The sequence below is a fragment of the Sphingomonas sp. GC_Shp_5 genome (assembly GCF_026540855.1).
GTDB lineage: Bacteria > Pseudomonadota > Alphaproteobacteria > Sphingomonadales > Sphingomonadaceae > Sphingomonas.
Genome location: NZ_JALNUP010000008.1, coordinates 44,351 through 60,418, shown reverse-complemented (window position 1 = coordinate 60,418; position 16,068 = coordinate 44,351). Strand labels below are relative to the sequence as shown.

Annotated in this window: 9 protein-coding genes; 1 reads left to right on the top strand and 8 read right to left on the bottom strand. The window is 70.1% G+C overall.

Going from position 1 to position 16,068, the window contains the following annotated elements; all coding sequences use genetic code 11:
• Positions 1–11: 11 nt before the first annotated feature.
• The 7 genes from treY to OXR60_RS19990 all read right to left on the bottom strand — a co-directional run bounded on the left by treY (position 12) and on the right by OXR60_RS19990 (position 13,298).
• Complete coding sequence (treY, locus tag OXR60_RS08355) at positions 12–2,339, bottom strand: malto-oligosyltrehalose synthase (protein ID WP_267395402.1); 2,328 nt, start codon at positions 2,337–2,339, stop codon at positions 12–14.
• Positions 2,336–4,267 (bottom strand): 4-alpha-glucanotransferase, encoded by a 1,932-nt coding sequence (malQ, locus tag OXR60_RS08350; protein WP_267395401.1) that lies wholly within the window; start codon positions 4,265–4,267, stop codon positions 2,336–2,338. Before malQ ends, treY begins: the two co-directional genes overlap by 4 nt.
• Positions 4,252–5,946, bottom strand: a complete 1,695-nt coding sequence (gene treZ / locus OXR60_RS08345; protein WP_267395400.1) for a malto-oligosyltrehalose trehalohydrolase — start codon at positions 5,944–5,946, stop codon at positions 4,252–4,254. Before treZ ends, malQ begins: the two co-directional genes overlap by 16 nt.
• Positions 5,943–8,057: a glycogen debranching protein GlgX gene (glgX, locus tag OXR60_RS08340; RefSeq protein WP_267395399.1), complete on the bottom strand. Its 2,115-nt coding sequence runs from the start codon at positions 8,055–8,057 to the stop codon at positions 5,943–5,945. Before glgX ends, treZ begins: the two co-directional genes overlap by 4 nt.
• A gap of 91 nt (positions 8,058–8,148) precedes the next feature.
• On the bottom strand, positions 8,149–8,721 hold the full coding sequence (locus OXR60_RS08335) for a DNA-3-methyladenine glycosylase (RefSeq protein ID WP_267395496.1): 573 nt from the start codon (positions 8,719–8,721) through the stop codon (positions 8,149–8,151).
• Positions 8,718–11,882: a helicase-related protein gene (locus OXR60_RS08330; protein WP_267395398.1), complete on the bottom strand. Its 3,165-nt coding sequence runs from the start codon at positions 11,880–11,882 to the stop codon at positions 8,718–8,720. Before OXR60_RS08330 ends, OXR60_RS08335 begins: the two co-directional genes overlap by 4 nt.
• 81 nt (positions 11,883–11,963) lie before the next feature.
• The gene (locus tag OXR60_RS19990) at positions 11,964–13,298 is read right to left on the bottom strand and encodes a DUF418 domain-containing protein (protein WP_267395397.1); all 1,335 of its coding nucleotides are present in this window, start codon (positions 13,296–13,298) and stop codon (positions 11,964–11,966) included.
• Between the two features lie 253 nt (positions 13,299–13,551).
• Here OXR60_RS19990 and OXR60_RS08320 point away from each other — a divergent pair, with 253 nt between their 5' ends.
• Positions 13,552–15,429, top strand: coding sequence for a YhjD/YihY/BrkB family envelope integrity protein (locus tag OXR60_RS08320; RefSeq protein WP_267395396.1), 1,878 nt, complete (start codon positions 13,552–13,554; stop codon positions 15,427–15,429).
• A 9-nt stretch (positions 15,430–15,438) separates the two neighbouring features.
• Here OXR60_RS08320 and OXR60_RS08315 read toward each other — a convergent pair whose 3' ends face one another.
• Complete coding sequence (locus OXR60_RS08315; RefSeq protein ID WP_267395395.1) at positions 15,439–15,762, bottom strand: hypothetical protein; 324 nt, start codon at positions 15,760–15,762, stop codon at positions 15,439–15,441.
• Between the last annotated feature and the right edge of the window lie 306 nt (positions 15,763–16,068).

Genomic DNA, 16,068 nt, shown 5'->3' with positions numbered 1-16,068 from the left:
CGCCGCTCAGGTCACCTGTTGGCCGTGAACCAGACGGTACCGTCGCTGAACGCCTCATCGCCATCGAGCTGCCGCCCCGAGGCGAAGCTGATCGCCGCGCCTTCACCCGGCAGCGCGGTGCCGCGCAGCAGCACCGCGACATCCAGGGTCTCGTCACCGGCCCGCCGGGTGAAGGCGAGGATGCGCTCGCCGGCGGCGCCCGCCACGGTGGCAGGCTCGTAGCTTCCATCGGCGAACAGACCCGGTCGCGCGCGGCGTAGCGCCAGCAGCGCGACGATCAGCGCCAGCTTGGCGTCACCGCCGTCGTCGAGCAGCGCCTGCCGGCGGGCATAATCGACCGGCCGCCGGTTGTCGGGATCGACCAGGCTGAGATCCGCTAATTCGGTGCCTTGGTAGAGGTCCGGCACGCCCGGCAGCGTATAGCGCAGCGCAACCTGGACGAGGCTATTGGCCTCGGCGGCAGCGGCGATCTCCGCCAAGAACGCTTCGAGGTCGGCCGTGAAGCCGCGATCGGCGAGCAACGCGTGGACCAGCTCGGCGCAAGCCTGTTCATACGCCTCGTCCGGCGCTTCCCAGGACGAACGCAGCTTGCCCTCGCGCAGCGCCTTCTGCTGCCAGGCGATCACCCGTTCGGCGAAGTCGGCCGAGGCGCCTTCGGCAGGCCAGACGCCGACCAACGTCTGGAGCAGCATGTAGCGATCGGCTGGGTCCACGTCATGATCGGACGCCGTCGTCATCCAATCCTCCACCCGCTCAGCCCAGCGATCGGGGATCTGGCTCAACACCGCGAGGCGCGCGCGCATGTCCTCGCCGCGCTTGTGATCGTGGGTGGCGGTGGTGAGCATCGCCCGCGGCACCTCGCGGGCGCGTGTCGCCATCTCGTCGTGGAACTCATCGATCGGCACGCCGAGCGTCTCGGCATCGAAGCCGACGTCGTTGCGGCTGAGCAGCCGGCCGTAGCGATAGAAAGCAGTGTCCTCGACCGCCTTGGCCGCGATCGGCGCGGAGAGCTGCTGGAAGCGCCGCACCGCCTCGGCGGCCAGCGCGCGGTCGCCGGGACCATCGCCGGCAAGCCAGGCGAGGACGAGATCGATCACCGGCGCTTCGCCCGGCGGGATCAAATCGGCGACCTGTTCGCGCACCAGCGCGCGGGTACGCGCGTCGCGCTCGGGCGCGGCGGCGCCATCGCCATAGGTGCGGTAGACCGGGAACACCCACAGCATCCGCTCGATCGCGCGGCGCAGCATCGCCGCGGTCAGGCCATCGCCTTCGGGCGCGGAAGCGGCGAGCGCGGCGAAGGCGGCAACGCAGCCGTCGAGCTGGCCGCTGAACTGCCAGGCGAGCAAGTCCTGCCGCGCCGCAAACTCCTCGGGCGCGAAGAAGTCGCCGCGGCCGCTGATCCGGTCCCACAGCGCGCCGAGCCCCGGCTCGCCGGCGGGGTCGTGGATCAGGGTGCTGACCTGCTCCATGAAATCGTACCCGCTGGTGCCGTCGGTTCCCCAGCCGGTCGGCTGCGGCTCGCCGACACCGAGGATCTTCTCGATGACGAGATAGGCGTCGGGCCCGAGCCGCTCACGCAGCTTGAGACAATAGCCGATCGGGTCGGTGAGGCCGTCGACATGGTCGACGCGGACGCCGTCGATCAGGCCCTCGTCGTGCAGGCGGAAATAGAGCGCGTGCGTGGCCTCGAACACCAATGGATCCTCGATGCGGACGCCGGCGAGATCGTTGACGGTGAAGAAGCGCCGCCAGTTGAGCTCGTCATTGGCGACGCGCCATGAGGCGAGGCGGTAATGCTGGCGGTCGAGAAGGTCGGCGATGTCGAGCGTGGCGGCCTCGGCGCGGTCCTCTGCTCGGATCGGGAAACGGTGCTCGCCATAGGCCACGATCTCGTCGCCCTCGAGCGCGAGGTCGTCGTTCGCCAGCGCCTGCGACAGCGGATCGCCGAGCACCGGCAGCACCAGGCGGTGACGCCAGTCGATATCGAAGAAGCGCGCATAGTCGCTCGCCTCGCCGTTCGCGAGCACATCGTTCCACCAGGCGTTGCCGCCGCCCGCGACGCCCATGTGATTGGGGACGATGTCGATGATCATCCCCATGTCGCGCGCGCGCAGGGCCGCGACCAGGCGACGGAAGCCGTCCTCGCCGCCAAGTTCGGGATTGATCCGGGTGGGATCGATCACGTCATAGCCGTGGGTGGAACCGGCGCGCGCCACCGTGATCGGCGAGGCGTAGAGATGGCTGATCCCGAGCTGGTCGAGATAGGGCACCAGCGCCTCGGCATCGGCGAAGGTGAACTCCCGGTGGAACTGGAAGCGATAAGTGGCGCGCGGGGTCATGCGGTGGCTTTCGTCAACAGGGCGGTGCGGCGCGACACGTCGGGGCGGGCGAGCAGCGCGACGGTGGTGTCCGGCATCCGGCGTCGCCAATTGGGGTGTTCGGTGGTGGTGCCGGGCAGATTTGGCTGCTCCTCGAGGCCGAGCAAATCCTCGATCGGCACGATCACCAGCGGGCAGGGAGAATCGGCGACAAAGCGCAACGCGGCATCGACCGCCGGCGCCGGTTCGGCCGGCACCGGGCCACCGGCGACCCCGGCATCGGTGAACGCTTGCCACATCGCCGCGCGCTCCTCGTCGCGATGAACGCCCACCTCGGCCAGGTCGGCATCGGGATCGGTACGGCCGAGCGCCGCCGCCCATTCGAGGTCGCGCCCGCGCCACCAGCCGGCGACGGTGGCGGTGTCATGGGTGCCGGTCATCGCCGCCGCGTCGCGGCCCCAGTCGCGACTGGCGATGAACACGTCGTCCTGCCGCTCGAACGGCAGCACCTTCATGCCGAGCATCGAGCGCTCGGCCAACGTGTCGCGGAAGCCGGGGGTCACGGTGCCGAGGTCCTCGGCGATGATCACCGCCTGCGCGCGGTGCGATTCCAGTGCGATCAGGCGCAGCATGTCGGCGAAGGGCATGGCAAGATAGGCGCCGTCGGCTGCCGAGCCGCCATCGGGGATCACCCATAGCCGCTTGAGCCCCAGCGCATGGTCGATGCGCAGCCCGCCGGCATGAGCGAGCGCGGTGCGCAGCGTCTCGATGAACGGCGCAAAGCCGGTCCGCTGCAGCGCAAACGGCGACAAAGCGGTGATGCCCCAATTCTGCCCCTGCGGACCCAGCGGGTCGGGCGGCGCGCCGATCGACAGACCGGACAGGAGATCGCTGCCGCGGCTCCAGGCGTGGCTGCCGCCGCCATCCATGCCGACGGCCAGATCGGCGATCAGGCCGATGTTCATCCCCGCACCGGTCGCCGCCGCCTGTGCCGCGTCGAGGCTGCGTTCGGCGAGCCATTGCAGGAAGGCGTAGAAGGCGACGTCACCAGCATGTTCGGTCGCGAAGCGGGCCACGGCATCGCCGGCACAGTCGTGGAATGCCGTCGGCCAGTCCTGCCAACCGCTAGCGCCGGTCGCGGTGAGGAAATGCGCATGCAGCGCATCGAAGCGGGCATGCGCTTCCAGCGCCGCGCCGCGGTCGCGGCGATAGGCAGCCAGATCGGCCTGTGCATCCTCCGGCAGCGCCGAAAATGCGGCGCGCAGCTGGGCAAGCCGCTCGGGCAGGGCCGCCGGCCAGTCGATCAGCGCCGGTCCTGCCGGCGTGCTCGGCGAGGATCCCACCAGCGTGGGGTCGGCCAGCAGGGCGTGATGGAACAGGCGCGTGGAGGGCGAATAGGGGCTGAGCCGCGTCGGGTCCGCTGGGAACAGCGCGTGGGTGGGGCTGATCGCCAGGGCATCGGCACCGGCGGCGGCAAAGGCGCGCGCCGCTTCGGCGAGCGTGCCGAGATCGCCATAGGCGCTCGGTCGCGAGCCGCGCAGTCCCGGGATCTGCACCGCCGGCCCCCAATACCGCCCCGCCGGCAAGGTGAAGCAACGCGGCGGCGCGACCGCAAGCTGCCACTCGCCCGCGCCGGCGCGCAGCCGATGATAGCCCGCGGTCTCGATGGCCGCGATCCGGTGCGCGGCGTCGATCACCACGTCGCGCTCGGTGCCGTCCTCGAGGATCAGCCTGGCGGGCCCGGCGGGTGCAGTCGCCGGCAGCGTGATCGGGGCATGCTGGTCGGCGGTGACGAAGCGACCATCGCCGGTGTCGGTGTCCAGCACGGCGAGGATAGCGGCCAGCACCTCGTCGGAGACGCGATGCGCGACACCGTTGGCATCTTCCCAGTCGACCACCAGCCCCGCGGCGGCGGCCGCCGTGCGCACCGCGGTCATGCCGTCAGCCACGCCGCGAACCGCGCGCCGTCGCGGTACAGCGGCGGTTCGGCCGGTTCGGGCCAAGCCACCGCCTCGTCACCCAGATCGAGCATGATCGTCAGCGTCGTGCCATCGCCCATCCGCCAGCGCGCGACCACCGCTGCGGGCCCGATCGCCTCGGCTGCGATCGACACCGCCCCGGCGAGTCGCGGCACGATCGCGCGCGCGCGAAGATCAAGCAGGGTGCGGTAGAGCGGATGCCAGTGATGCGCCTGCGGCCCGGGCGCGGGGCGCGACTGCGCGAAGGTGGCAGGCGCGTTGGGATCGGGGATCCGTTCGCGCGCCGCCGGGTCGGCGAAGGCGTCGAATTTGGCGAATTCGCGCCGCCGACCCTCGCGCACCGCGTCGGCCAGCTGGTCATGGAAATCGGTGAAGAACAGGAACGGCGTGTCGCTGCCGGTGTCATCGCCCATGAAGATCAGCGGGATCTGCGGGCCGAGCAGCAGCAGCGCGGTCGCGGCCCGCAATTTGTCGGGATCGGCGAGGACGGTCAGCCGCTCGCCCATCGCCCGGTTGCCGATCTGATCGTGGTTCTGGAGGAACGACACGAAGCGGGTGGGCGCGAGATGCGCGCTCGGCTTGCCGCGTGGCGCGCCGTCGTGATTGGGCGAGCCCTCGCCCTGGTAGATGAAGCCGTCGGCAAGGCAGCGCGCCAGCCGCTCGGCGGGGCGATCGGCAAAATCCTGGTAATAAGCGCTGGTCTCGCCGGTGAGCAGGACATGGAGGACGTTGTGGAAATCGTCGTTCCACTGCGCGTCAAACGCGTCGGCGCACAGTCGCTCGGCGTCATTGCCCTCATTCTCGAGCACCAGATGGACGTGGCGATCGGGCAGGGCGGCACGGATCTCGGTTGCCATCGCATCGAGGAAGCCGTCATTGGCAATGGCATGGACGGCGTCGAAGCGCAGGCCATCGATGCGATAGTCGCGCAGCCACATCAGCGCATTGTCGACGAAGAAGCGATGTACCGCCGGCTCGTCGACCGCGACCGCCCCGCCCCAGGGCGTGTCGACCGCGGCGTCGAAGAAGCCGGCGGCATAGGCGGCGAGGTAGTTACCGTCGGGGCCAAAGTGGTTGTAGACCACGTCGAGGAACACCTGCAGCCCGAATTCATGCGCGGCATCGACCAGCGCCTTCAGCTCGGCGGGGCTGCCATAGGCTTCGGCGGGAGCATAAGGCAGCACGCCATCATAGCCCCAGTTACGCGTGCCGCAGAACGCGTTGACCGGCATCAGCTCGATCGCGGTGATGCCGAGCGCAGCCAGCGACGGCAGTTCGTCCATCACCCCGGCAAAGCCGCCGAGCACGCCGGCATGGAGTTCGACCAGCACGGTTTCTTCCCACGGCCGCCCGCGCCAGTCGGTGGCGCGCCAGGGATGGCGGTGGTCGATCACCAGGCTCCAGCCATGCACGCCGCCGCTCTGCGCGCGCGACGCGGGGTCGGGCACGGCCAGATCGTCGGCGAGGCGGAAGCGATAGCGCGTGCCCGCGCCGACCGCCGCGGTGGCGGAGAACCAGCCGTCGTCTCCGCGCGCCATCGCCACGGCGTCGCCGCCGTCGATCTCCAGCGTCACCGCATCGCGGTCGGGGGCCCACAGCCGAAACCGGGTGCCCCCGTCGTCGAGGAGCTCGGGACCCCAGCCGCTCATGCCGGCGTGTCCGCGGTGTCGAGCGCGCTGGTCCAGGTCAGCAGCACCGCGCCTTGCGGACCAACCTCATATTCGTCGTCGATTTCCACCTCGCCCTGCTCGGGCTTGGCGCTGTCGATCAGCACGATCCGCTTGGATTCGGGCGGCGGCAGCTTGAAGGTGATCGGCGTCTCGGCGGCGTTGACCAGCAGCGACACGGCTTCCACCTCGCCGCTGTCGGTCTGCACCGCGCGGCGCATCATCAGGGCGCGGCCCTCGGGGTTGTTCCAATCCTCGGGCGAGAGCTGGTGGCCCTGCTCGTCCCACCATTCGATGTCGTTGATGCCATGGCCGGGCGAATTCTCGCCGTAGAGGAAGGCCGAGGCGCGCAGCACCGGATAGCGCCGGCGCAGCTCGGCAAGGCGTGCGGTGAAGTCGATCTGCGCCTCGCCAGCGGGGCTCGCCGCCGCCGTCCAGTCGAGCCAGCTGATCTCATTGTCCTGGCAATAGGCGTTGTTGTTGCCGCCCTGCGTGCGCCCGAACTCGTCGCCGGCGACCAGCATCGGCGTGCCGAGCGAGGCGAGCAGCGTCGTCAGCATCGAGCGCTGCACCCGGCCGCGCGCGTCGTTGATCGCGGAATCGTCGGTCGGACCCTCGACACCCCAATTGCGCGAATGGTTGTTGTCGTGGCCGTCGCGATTGTCTTCGCCGTTCGCCTCATTGTGGCGCTGCTCGTAGGCGACGGTATCGGCGAGGGTGAAGCCGTCATGCGCGGAGAGCAGGTTGATGCTCGCCCAGGGCCGCCGCGCGCGCCGGTCGAACAGGTCGCCCGAGCCGGACAGCCGCGCGGCGAGGTCGGCACGCTGGCTCTCGTCGCCGCGCCAGAACTGGCGCACCGTGTCGCGATATTTGTCGTTCCACTCGGCGAAACCAGGCGGGAAGTTGCCGAGCTGATAGCCACCGGGGCCGACGTCCCAGGGCTCGGCCATCAGCTTCAAGCGCCCGAGCACCGGATCCTGGCGGACGACGTCGAAGAAGGCGGCGCCCGGATCGAAGCCGGTCTCCTCGCGGCCGAGCGTCAGCCCGAGATCGAAGCGGAAGCCGTCGATGCCGAAGCTCGTCGCCCAGTAGCGCAGCGAATCCGCGACCATTTGGATGACGCGCGCCTTGGAGAGGTTGAGCGTGTTGCCGGTGCCGGTGTCGTTGATGGTGTAGCGCGGCTGATCCTTGACCAGGCGATAGTAGCTCGCATTGTCGAGCCCGCGCCACGACAGCGTCGGGCCCTTCTCCGACCCTTCGCAGGTGTGGTTGTAGACGACGTCGAGGATCACCTCGATCCCGGCTTTGTGCAGGCGGTGGACGGCGCGGCGCAGCTCGTCCTGGCGGTCGGTGGAGAAATAGGCCTGTTCGGGGGCGAAGAAGCCGAGCGTGTTATAGCCCCAATAGTTCTTGAGGCCCTTTTCCTGCAGGAACCGGTCCTGGGTGAAGGCCTGGATCGGCAGCAGCTCGAGCGCGGTGCCGCCGATCCGCTTGAGGTGCGCGATCACCGCGGGGTGGCCGAGCGCGGCATAGGTGCCCCGCTCGCGCGGCGGCACCAGCTCCATCAGCTTGGTCAGGCCCTTGACGTGGGCCTCGTAGATGACCGTTTCCGACCATGGCGTGTTCGGCCGCGTGTCGCGCGACCAATCGAAGTGATCGTCGACCACCACGGCCTTGGGCATCGCCGGCGCGCTGTCGCGCTTGTCGAAGGAAAGATCCTCCTTGGCGCTGCCGACCCGATAGCCGTGGAGCGCGTCGGTCCATTTGATCTGGCCGGCAAGCTTGCGCGCATAAGGGTCGAGCAGCAGCTTGTTGGGGTTGAAGCGATGCCCTTCCTCGGGCGCGTAGCGGCCATGGGCGCGATAGCCGTAGAGCAGGCCGGGTTCCATGTCCGGCAAATAGCCGTGCCACACCTCGTCGGTGCATTCGGGCAGGGTGAAGCGCTTGATCTCGCGGCGGCCCGAGGGATCGAACAGGCATAGTTCGATCGCATCGGCATTGGCGGAGAAGACCGCGAAATTGACGCCCATGCCGTCAAAAGTGGCGCCCAGCGGGTAAGGAGTGCCCGGCTCTAGCCGGTCAGGCAGCGACATCGATGATAGTTCCCCAAGGATCTGATTGACGGCGAGAACGCCGGGGCCGGGGCTAAGCTCCCGCGACGACGGTTTTCTTGGGCGGAACCGCTCAGGCTCGGCGCATCGGCTTGCTGAGGAACCGCGATCCTGCCGCGGCGAAGCGCCAGGGCGTGTCGACGCCGACGCTGATGCCGATCCGCGGACCGGCCAGCACCGCGGGCACGCCTACCGCGGCCAGGAGCGCGAACGGCGCGGCGTCGAGCGGCGCTGCATCGAGGCTCTTGTCGATGCCGAGCGCCTGGGCGAGCCGGCCGGGTCCGGCGCACAGCAGCCGCGGATCGGCCAGGCCGCGCCGCTCGATCATCCGCTCGATCCCCGCGGTCGGCTCGATCGCGCGGATCAGCACCGCGCTGCCCGGGCGACATACGCAGTTGAGGCACCAGTGCAGCCCGTAGCTGCGGTAGACATAGGCATGGCCCGCGGGCCCGAACATCGCGGCGTTGCGCGGGGTCGGCCCGCGGGCGCTGTGCGAGGCCGGGTCGGCAGGATCATAGGCCTCGGTCTCGACGATCACGCCGCCGATGCCGTCGACCAGCAGCGTCGCGCCGATCAGCGTCCGTGCCACCGTCTCGACGTCGCGGTCGAAAAAGGCGGCGGCGAGCTGTGGTCCCGTGTCTGTCAGCCGATCTGCTCCAGCAGCGCCTCGATCCGCTCGAGCCGCTCGTGCGGATCGTCGATGCGCTCGGCGAGGATCAGGCGGCCGTTCTTCTCGGTCAAGCCCAGCGCCGCGGCATCGCCGGCAAAGCCGCGTCGCGGGGTGAGGGCGATCGCGCCCGGCCCGGCATCGATCCGCGCGACCTCCGCGGCGCGCGCGGCGACCCGCACCCGCGCCACCGCGAGCAGCGACAACACCTCTTCGGGCAGCGCGCCGAACCGGTCCTCCATCTCGTCGGCGAACGCGTCGAGCGCCGCGGCATCCTCGAGCCGCGCCAGGCGGGCATAGGTGGTGACGCGCAGCTCCTCCTCGGGCATCCAGCTGTCGGGCAGCCGGCCCTCCAGCCCGAGGTGAAGCGCCGGGCTCCAGCGCTCCACCGTCTCGTCGCGCGCGGTGCGCAGCGCGCCCTCGAGCAGATGCTGGTAGAGGTCGATGCCGATCAGCTTCATGTGCCCGGCCTGGGTTTCGCCGAGCAGGTCGCCGGCGCCGCGCATGTCGAGGTCGCGCGCGCTGATCGCGAAGCCGGCGCCAAGCCGGTCGAACGCCTCCAACGTGCGCAGCCGCTTCAGTGTCCGCGGCGCGATGTCGGCATCAGGCTCGGTGAGCAGCAGCACCTGGCCGCGGCGGCCGCCGCGCCCCACCCGGCCGCGCAGCTGATGGAGCTGCGACAGGCCAAAGCGATCGGCGCGGGTGATCACCATGGTGTTGGCGCGCGGCACGTCGAGCCCCGCCTCGATGATGTTGGTGGCGAGCAGCACGTCGCCTTCGCCACGGCCGAAGCGCACCATCGCCTCGTCGATCTCGGCCGCGGGCATCTTGCCATGCGCTTCGAGGATCTCGAGTTCGGGGACCAGCTTGGCGAGCGTCGCGGCGAGCGGCGCCATGTCCTCGATCCGCGGCACCACCACGAAGCTCTGGCCGCCGCGACTGCGCTCGCGCAGCAGCGCGGTGCGCACCGTCTCGGGATCGAAGGTGCCGACGGTGGTGCGGATCGGCTGGCGTCGCGCCGGGGGCGTCGCGATCACCGATAGTTGCTGCAAGCCCACCAGCGCGGTCTGCAGCGTCCGCGGGATCGGCGTGGCGGACAGCGTCAGCACATGGCCCGCGCCGAGCTCGCGCAGCCGCGTCTTGTCGGCGGCGCCGAAGCGCTGCTCCTCGTCGACGATCACCAGCCCGAGCTTGGCATAAGCGATGCCCTTGGCGGCGACCGCGCCCGTGCCGATCACCACCTGGATCGAGCCATCGGCAAGCCCCGCCTTGACCCGCTTCTTGTCCGCCGCGCTGGTCAGGCGGGACAGGCCGGCGACGACGATGCCGGTATCGGCGAAGCGATCGGTGAAGCTGTCGAGATGCTGGCGCGCGAGCACGGTGGTGGGCGCCGCGATCGCCACCTGGTGCCCGGCGAGCGCAGCGATCGCCGCCGCGCGCAACGCGACCTCGGTCTTGCCATAGCCGACATCGCCGATCACCAGCCGGTCCATCGGCCGGCCCGAGGCGAGATCGTCGCGTACCGCGGCGATGGCGCGGGCCTGATCGGGCGTTTCGGTGAACGGGAAACCGGCGGCGAACCGCTCATAGGCGGCAGTGTCCGGCTCGAACGCCGGTGCGGTGCGCTTGCCGCGCTCTTCCGCGAGCGCGGTCAGGCCCCTCGCGCTCTCGGCGATCGCGGCGTCGATCTCCACCCGGCGCTTTTGCCAGCTGCTGCCGTCGAGCCTGTCGAGCGTCACCGCCTCGGCATCGGCACCGTAGCGCCACAGCCGATCGGCCTCGGACACCGGCACCAGGCGGACGCCATCGGCGGCATAGGTCAGCGCGATCGCATCGCCGGGCTCCTCCTCCGCGGCCGCGGGCATCCGATCGAGTCCCGCGACCACGGCGATGCCATGGTCCTCGTGCACCACCACGTCGCCGATGCGGATCTCGCCCATGTCGAACAGGGCGGTGTCGACGACGGCGGCATGGCTGTCGCCGCGCTCGGCGCGGCTGCCGAGCAGATCGGCCGCGGCGATCGCGAGCACGCCGTCGCGGCGAAACCCCCGATCGGCGGCGATGGCGAGCGTGCACAGCGATCCTACCGGTGCGGCGACCACATCGGCCCAGGATCGCGCCTCGACCAATGCAAGCTTGAGCGTCTTGGCGACGCGACGACCGAGGAAGCGCAGGTCGCGGGCGCTGCCGAGCAGCGCGACCCGGCCGTCCGCCAGCTCCTCGCGCGCAAGCTTGGCGAAGGCACGTAGCGGCGACTTGCCTTCGACGAACCGCGGCGGCGGCGGGCCGCTTGGCGCCAACGCTTCCACGCGACAAGCTTCGATGGCCTTGGCCCAGCGCCGCTCGTCGAGCACGTCATTGATCGCGCGCTTGGGGCGGCGCTTGGCGGCATCGGCCGCCAGCGCCAGGAAGCGGCGGCGACGCTCGTCGGCGGCAGGCTCCACCACCAGCACCGCGTCTGGCAGATGCGCGAGCAGCGTCTTACCCTTGCCGTCGAGCGCGGGTTCGGACACGCGGCCGAGCTCGCGGGTTTCGATTTCGCCGGTGGCGCGCTGATCGGCCGGATCGTAGCAGCGCACCGCCGCGATATGGCCATCGGCCGCCTCGATCCGCAGCGGCTGTTCGGCATCGGCGGGAAACACATCGAGCACCTGACCGCGCAGCGCGATCTCGCCGGGCTCGTCCACCCGCTCGTCGACGACATAACCGAGCGCCTGCAGCTGTTCGAACAGCGCACCAAGGTCCACCGGCTCGCCGCTGGTCACCTTCGGCGGTGCGGTCTCGAATGCCGCGGGCAGGGGGTAGGCGCGACCGAGGGCTTCGCCGCTGGTGATGCAGGCGATCTTCGGGCGATCCCCCCCGGCGATCAGCAACCGCATCTGCCGCAGCGCCGATACGCGATGACCGACGTTGGCGGGCGAGGCGGGGGCACCGTCGCCGGGCAGCGCGTCGCTGCCGGGGCAAAACAGCACGGCAGCGTCGGGCACGGCGGCAGCGAGCGCCTGGGCAATCGCGATCGCCCGGGGCTCATCGGTCGCGGCGAACAGTATGTCATCCTTGCCGAGCAGATCGGCGAGTGCCGCCGCGGTGTCGGCGATGCCGAGCGGGGCGGCGGCAGGATCGGACGGTGACGCCGGCATGGCTGAACGATACTTTCATCAAGGGAGCCACGTCGAACGGACGGCCCTCTCGGTCGTTCCCGCCCGTCGTTCGCGCGATCGCTACAGCCCCGCGGGTTGCGCCGGTGCCGGATCCCGGCGGCGCCACGCCGGTAGGGTGCCGTAAGCGATGGCGCGGAGCAGTTGCTCGCCCGGCCCCATCTCGAAGTGGGCAAGCCACCCGCGGCACACCAGCGCGGTGATCGCCCAGATGCTGGCGGCGATCAGCCACAGCTCGAGCAGCGTCAAGCTGCCGACCAGCCCGAAGCCGTAGAACAGGGTCGAGCCGAGGATCGACTGCAGGCAGTAGACGGTGAGCGTCATCCGGCCGAGCGCGCGCAAGGTGACGGCGCGGCCGAGCCAGCCGGCGCGTAGCAGGGTGACGATCAGCCCGGCATGGCCGAGCGTGATCAACAGCCGCGCCGGCTCGAACGCCGCTTCATCGAGCGTCCACCAGAAGGGCGCGACCAGCGGCGATCCCATGTCGAGCCCGCTGCGGATTCCAAGCACTACCGGCAGTGCGCGCCAGGCGAGGCCAAGGCCATAGCCCCATAGCATCAGCCGCCGGTAGGTGGCGTCGGGCGCCTCGCCGGTGAGCACCCCAAGGCGGAACAGTGCCATGCCGACGAGCATGAAGCTGAGGCTCTCCACCACATCGAGCCAGCCGGTCACCGAAAGGTTTTCGGTCGCCCAATAGCGCCCGCTCCAGCGGATCAGCGAGCTCCAATGGGTGCGGCGCGCGATCTCGGCGCGGTGCGTCTCCACCGTGGGATGGATGTTGCCCCGCGCCTGTCGCTCGGCACGGATCGCGGCGGTCTGGTCGTCCGACAGGCGCGCGGCCGTCCCATGCGCCAGCAGCGCGCTACCCTGCTGCAGCTGTACCACCTCCTCGTGGGTCCAATAGGCATTGTTGGCGCTGAGCGCCGCGATCAGCAGCCCCGCGGCGATCAGCAGCGTGCGCGGGCGCGCGGTGCGGAAGGCGAGCAGAAACAGGCCGGTGACGCCGTAATTCCACAGGATCTCGCCCGGCCACAGGAATAGCGCCCATTGCGCGGTGCCGAACGCCATCAGCGCCAGGCAACGCCGCGCCCATATGTCGAGCGACGTCGCCTTGCCGTCGGCACCTTCGGCGCGGCGCAGCATCAGCACCATGCCCGCGCCGAACAGCAAGGTGAACAGGCCGCGCATCGACCCCTGGGCGAGGATGGTTTGCACCGCCCAGCTGATCCATTCGCTCGTCCAGCCGGCCGGAAACGCCTTCAGCGGGTGCTCGGCGACGCCGCCCATGGTCCAGATGTTCATCAGCAGGATGCCGCAGATCGCGACCCCGCGGAGCACGTCGAGCGTGTGGATGCGCTCGGCGGCATTCGTGGGGCTGGGCGAAATGGGGGACTGCACGGCGCCAAATGCTACCGTGAAACCGGCCGGATGTGAATCGGGAGGCAAAGCCTGTCGCTCCTTGTTGCCTGTGTCGTCCCGGGAACGAACCCTGTGGCGCCAGCCGGGCGCCCGGCCAAGTCGTTGCTTGGCGGGGGCGCTGTATCAATCCGGGATGGCCTGGGCCGGGTAAGCCCACGGCCGATGCGCACGCCCTCACGGAACCCCGCAGCCCGCCCTCTCGTTCGCGCTGATATAACAGGGAGATAGCAATTTGGCCGACCAGGAGCACGAGGCGACCAGCCCGTGGAAGATGCCGCTGGCTGCGTGGAAGGCGGTTGCGTGGCGGACGTGGCAGGAGACGAGCAGCGACAACATCGGGCTGATCGCCGCCGGGGTCGGCTTCTACGGATTTCTCGCGTTGGTGCCGCTGCTCGGTGCGATGGTGCTGAGCTATGGGCTGATCGCCGATCCACAGACGGTGATCGGCGACATGCGGCAGCTCACCTCGGTGATGCCGGCCGATGCCGCCAAGCTGATCGCGGAGCAGCTGCTGAACGTGGTCCAAGCATCGGATGGCAAGAAGGGGCTGGGGCTGCTGGTCGCGCTCGGCCTGGCGCTGTTCGGCGCGCGCAACGGCGCCGGCGCGGTGATCACCGCGCTCAACGTCGCTTATGAAGAGACGGAGAAGCGCAGCTTCATCCGCGTCAACGCGCTCGCGCTCGGGATCACCGCCGCGGCCGTGGCGGTGGCGCTGCTCGCGACAGTGGCGATTGCCGCACTGGGGCATCTCGAGGATCTGCTGCCCTGGGCGCCGGACGCTTTGGTCGCGATCGGCAAGATCGTCTCCTACCTCGTGCTGCTGCTCGCCGGCGCCGGCGCCGCGGCGACGCTGTATCGCTACGGGCCGTCGCGTCGGCAGGCGCGCTGGGCGTGGCTGACGCCGGGGTCGCTGCTCGCCGCGGTCGGCTGGCTGCTGCTGACCCTCGGTTTTGGCATCTACGTCGCCAATTTCGGCAATTACAACGCCACCTATGGTTCGCTCAGCGCCGTGGTGGTGCTGCTCACCTGGCTGTACCTGTCGGCCTATCTGCTGCTCCTCGGCGCCGAGCTCAACTCGGAACTCGAGCATCAGACCGCCAAGGACACCACCACCGGCGTGGCCAAGCCGCTCGGCAGTCGCGGCTCCTGGGTGGCCGATCATGTCGCCGAAACGCCGGCGGACGGCGGCAAGGGCGCGCCGGCGCTCGAGGGCCCGCCGCCACCCAGCCAGGCGCCGGCGATCGCCTCCACCTTCGCCGCCAGCCGCGCCGCCGCGCGTGGCGGGCAGCTCGCCGGGATCGGCAAGGCCGGCCTGCTGAGCTCGGCGGCCGCGACGCTCGGGCTGCGGCTGCTGCGCAAGCGCGGCAAGGGTGGCGCTGGCGCGGCCGTGCTCGGCGCCGCGGCGGCCGTGGCCTGGTTCACCCGCGAGCGCGGCGCGCCGGGCGCGATCCAGGCGGTGTTGTTCGACCTCGATGGCACATTGGTCGACAGCAACGACTTCCACGTCCAGGCCTGGGACGCGGCGTTCCGCGAGGGCGGCCATGTCGTCCCGGTCGAGGCGATCCGCGGGCAGATCGGCAAGGGCGGCGACATGCTGGTGCCGGCGCTGCTGCCACATACCACCAAGCACCAGCAGGAGGCGCTTGCCGAGCGGCAGGGCGAGATCTTCAAGAGCCGCTACCGAGCGAAGGTGAAGCCCTTCCCGGGCGCCACCGCGCTGCTGCAACAGGTCCATGACGATGGCCGCCAGGTAATCCTGGCGTCGTCGGCCAACCAGGGCGACGTCGATCACTATCGTCGCCTGCTCGGCGCGGAGAAGCTCGTCGACGCCACCACCAGCACCGACGATGTCAGCACCTCCAAGCCCGCCGGCGATATCTTTGCCGCCGCGCTTGCCAAGGCCAAGGTGGATCCTGCTGCCGCGCTGGTGATCGGCGACACGCCCTATGACGTCGAGGCCGCGGCCAAATGCGGCATCGCCGCGGTGGCGGTGCGCTCGGGCGGTTTCTCCGAGGAGGTGCTGCGCGGCTCAGGCGCGATCGCGCTGTACGACGATGTCGCAGCGTTGCTCGGCGGCTATGGGGCCTCGCCGATCACGCGCCGAGCGTGATCGGGGCAGCTACAGGCTGCCCTGAAACGAAAAGGCGAAGCGCGAGGGCGTGATCCTTGCCGACTGCCCGGGCCTGCGGCCCGGCGTCACAGCGGTCAGCGTGAGCATGCCGTCGGCCACTTGCACGGGCACGCCCAGGATCAGATCGACCGGCTTGGACCAGTTCCCCCCCGACACGGTCGCGCGGACCACGACGCGGCCGGCCCAGACGCAGGTCGTGCCGAGCGGGCAGCGACTATCCTCGACGACATGATCGGGGCGGACGGTCGGGCGTTTACATAGGCTGTCTGACCAATCGTCACCGGCCCGGAGACCGGATCCGCCGCGGAACATCCGGCGACGCAGGTTGCCGACAGCAGCATGGCGAGAAGGATGGGGCGGATCGTCATGCTGCCGGTATAGCCGTCCAGCGACGATCCGGAAACGGCCGCTCGGCGGCCCGGAGTGCCACGTCCGCTGCGTCGCGATAAACGCACGCTCGTCACCGACAGTGTGTTAGGGTGTTCGGCAGAGGCGCCGTCGCCAGACGCGCGCCTCGGCGCCCCGCCTCATTCTGTGTCACTACGGGTCGGCGGGGCGCCTTCAAGCCGCAGCTATTGCTTTCGCGACTCGGCAGGGTGTGCCAGCCTGTGTTCAGCC

Bases quoted from the DNA above. Each gene is read 5' to 3' on its own strand.
- treZ (WP_267395400.1), bottom strand. From the start codon at position 5,946: ATGAGCGGCTGGGGTCCCGAGCTCCTCGACGACGGGGGCACCCGGTTT.
- glgX (WP_267395399.1), bottom strand. From the start codon at position 8,057: ATGTCGCTGCCTGACCGGCTAGAGCCGGGCACTCCTTACCCGCTGGGC.
- treY (WP_267395402.1), bottom strand. From the start codon at position 2,339: ATGACCCCGCGCGCCACTTATCGCTTCCAGTTCCACCGGGAGTTCACC.
- OXR60_RS08330 (WP_267395398.1), bottom strand. From the start codon at position 11,882: ATGCCGGCGTCACCGTCCGATCCTGCCGCCGCCCCGCTCGGCATCGCC.
- OXR60_RS08315 (WP_267395395.1), bottom strand. From the start codon at position 15,762: ATGTTCCGCGGCGGATCCGGTCTCCGGGCCGGTGACGATTGGTCAGAC.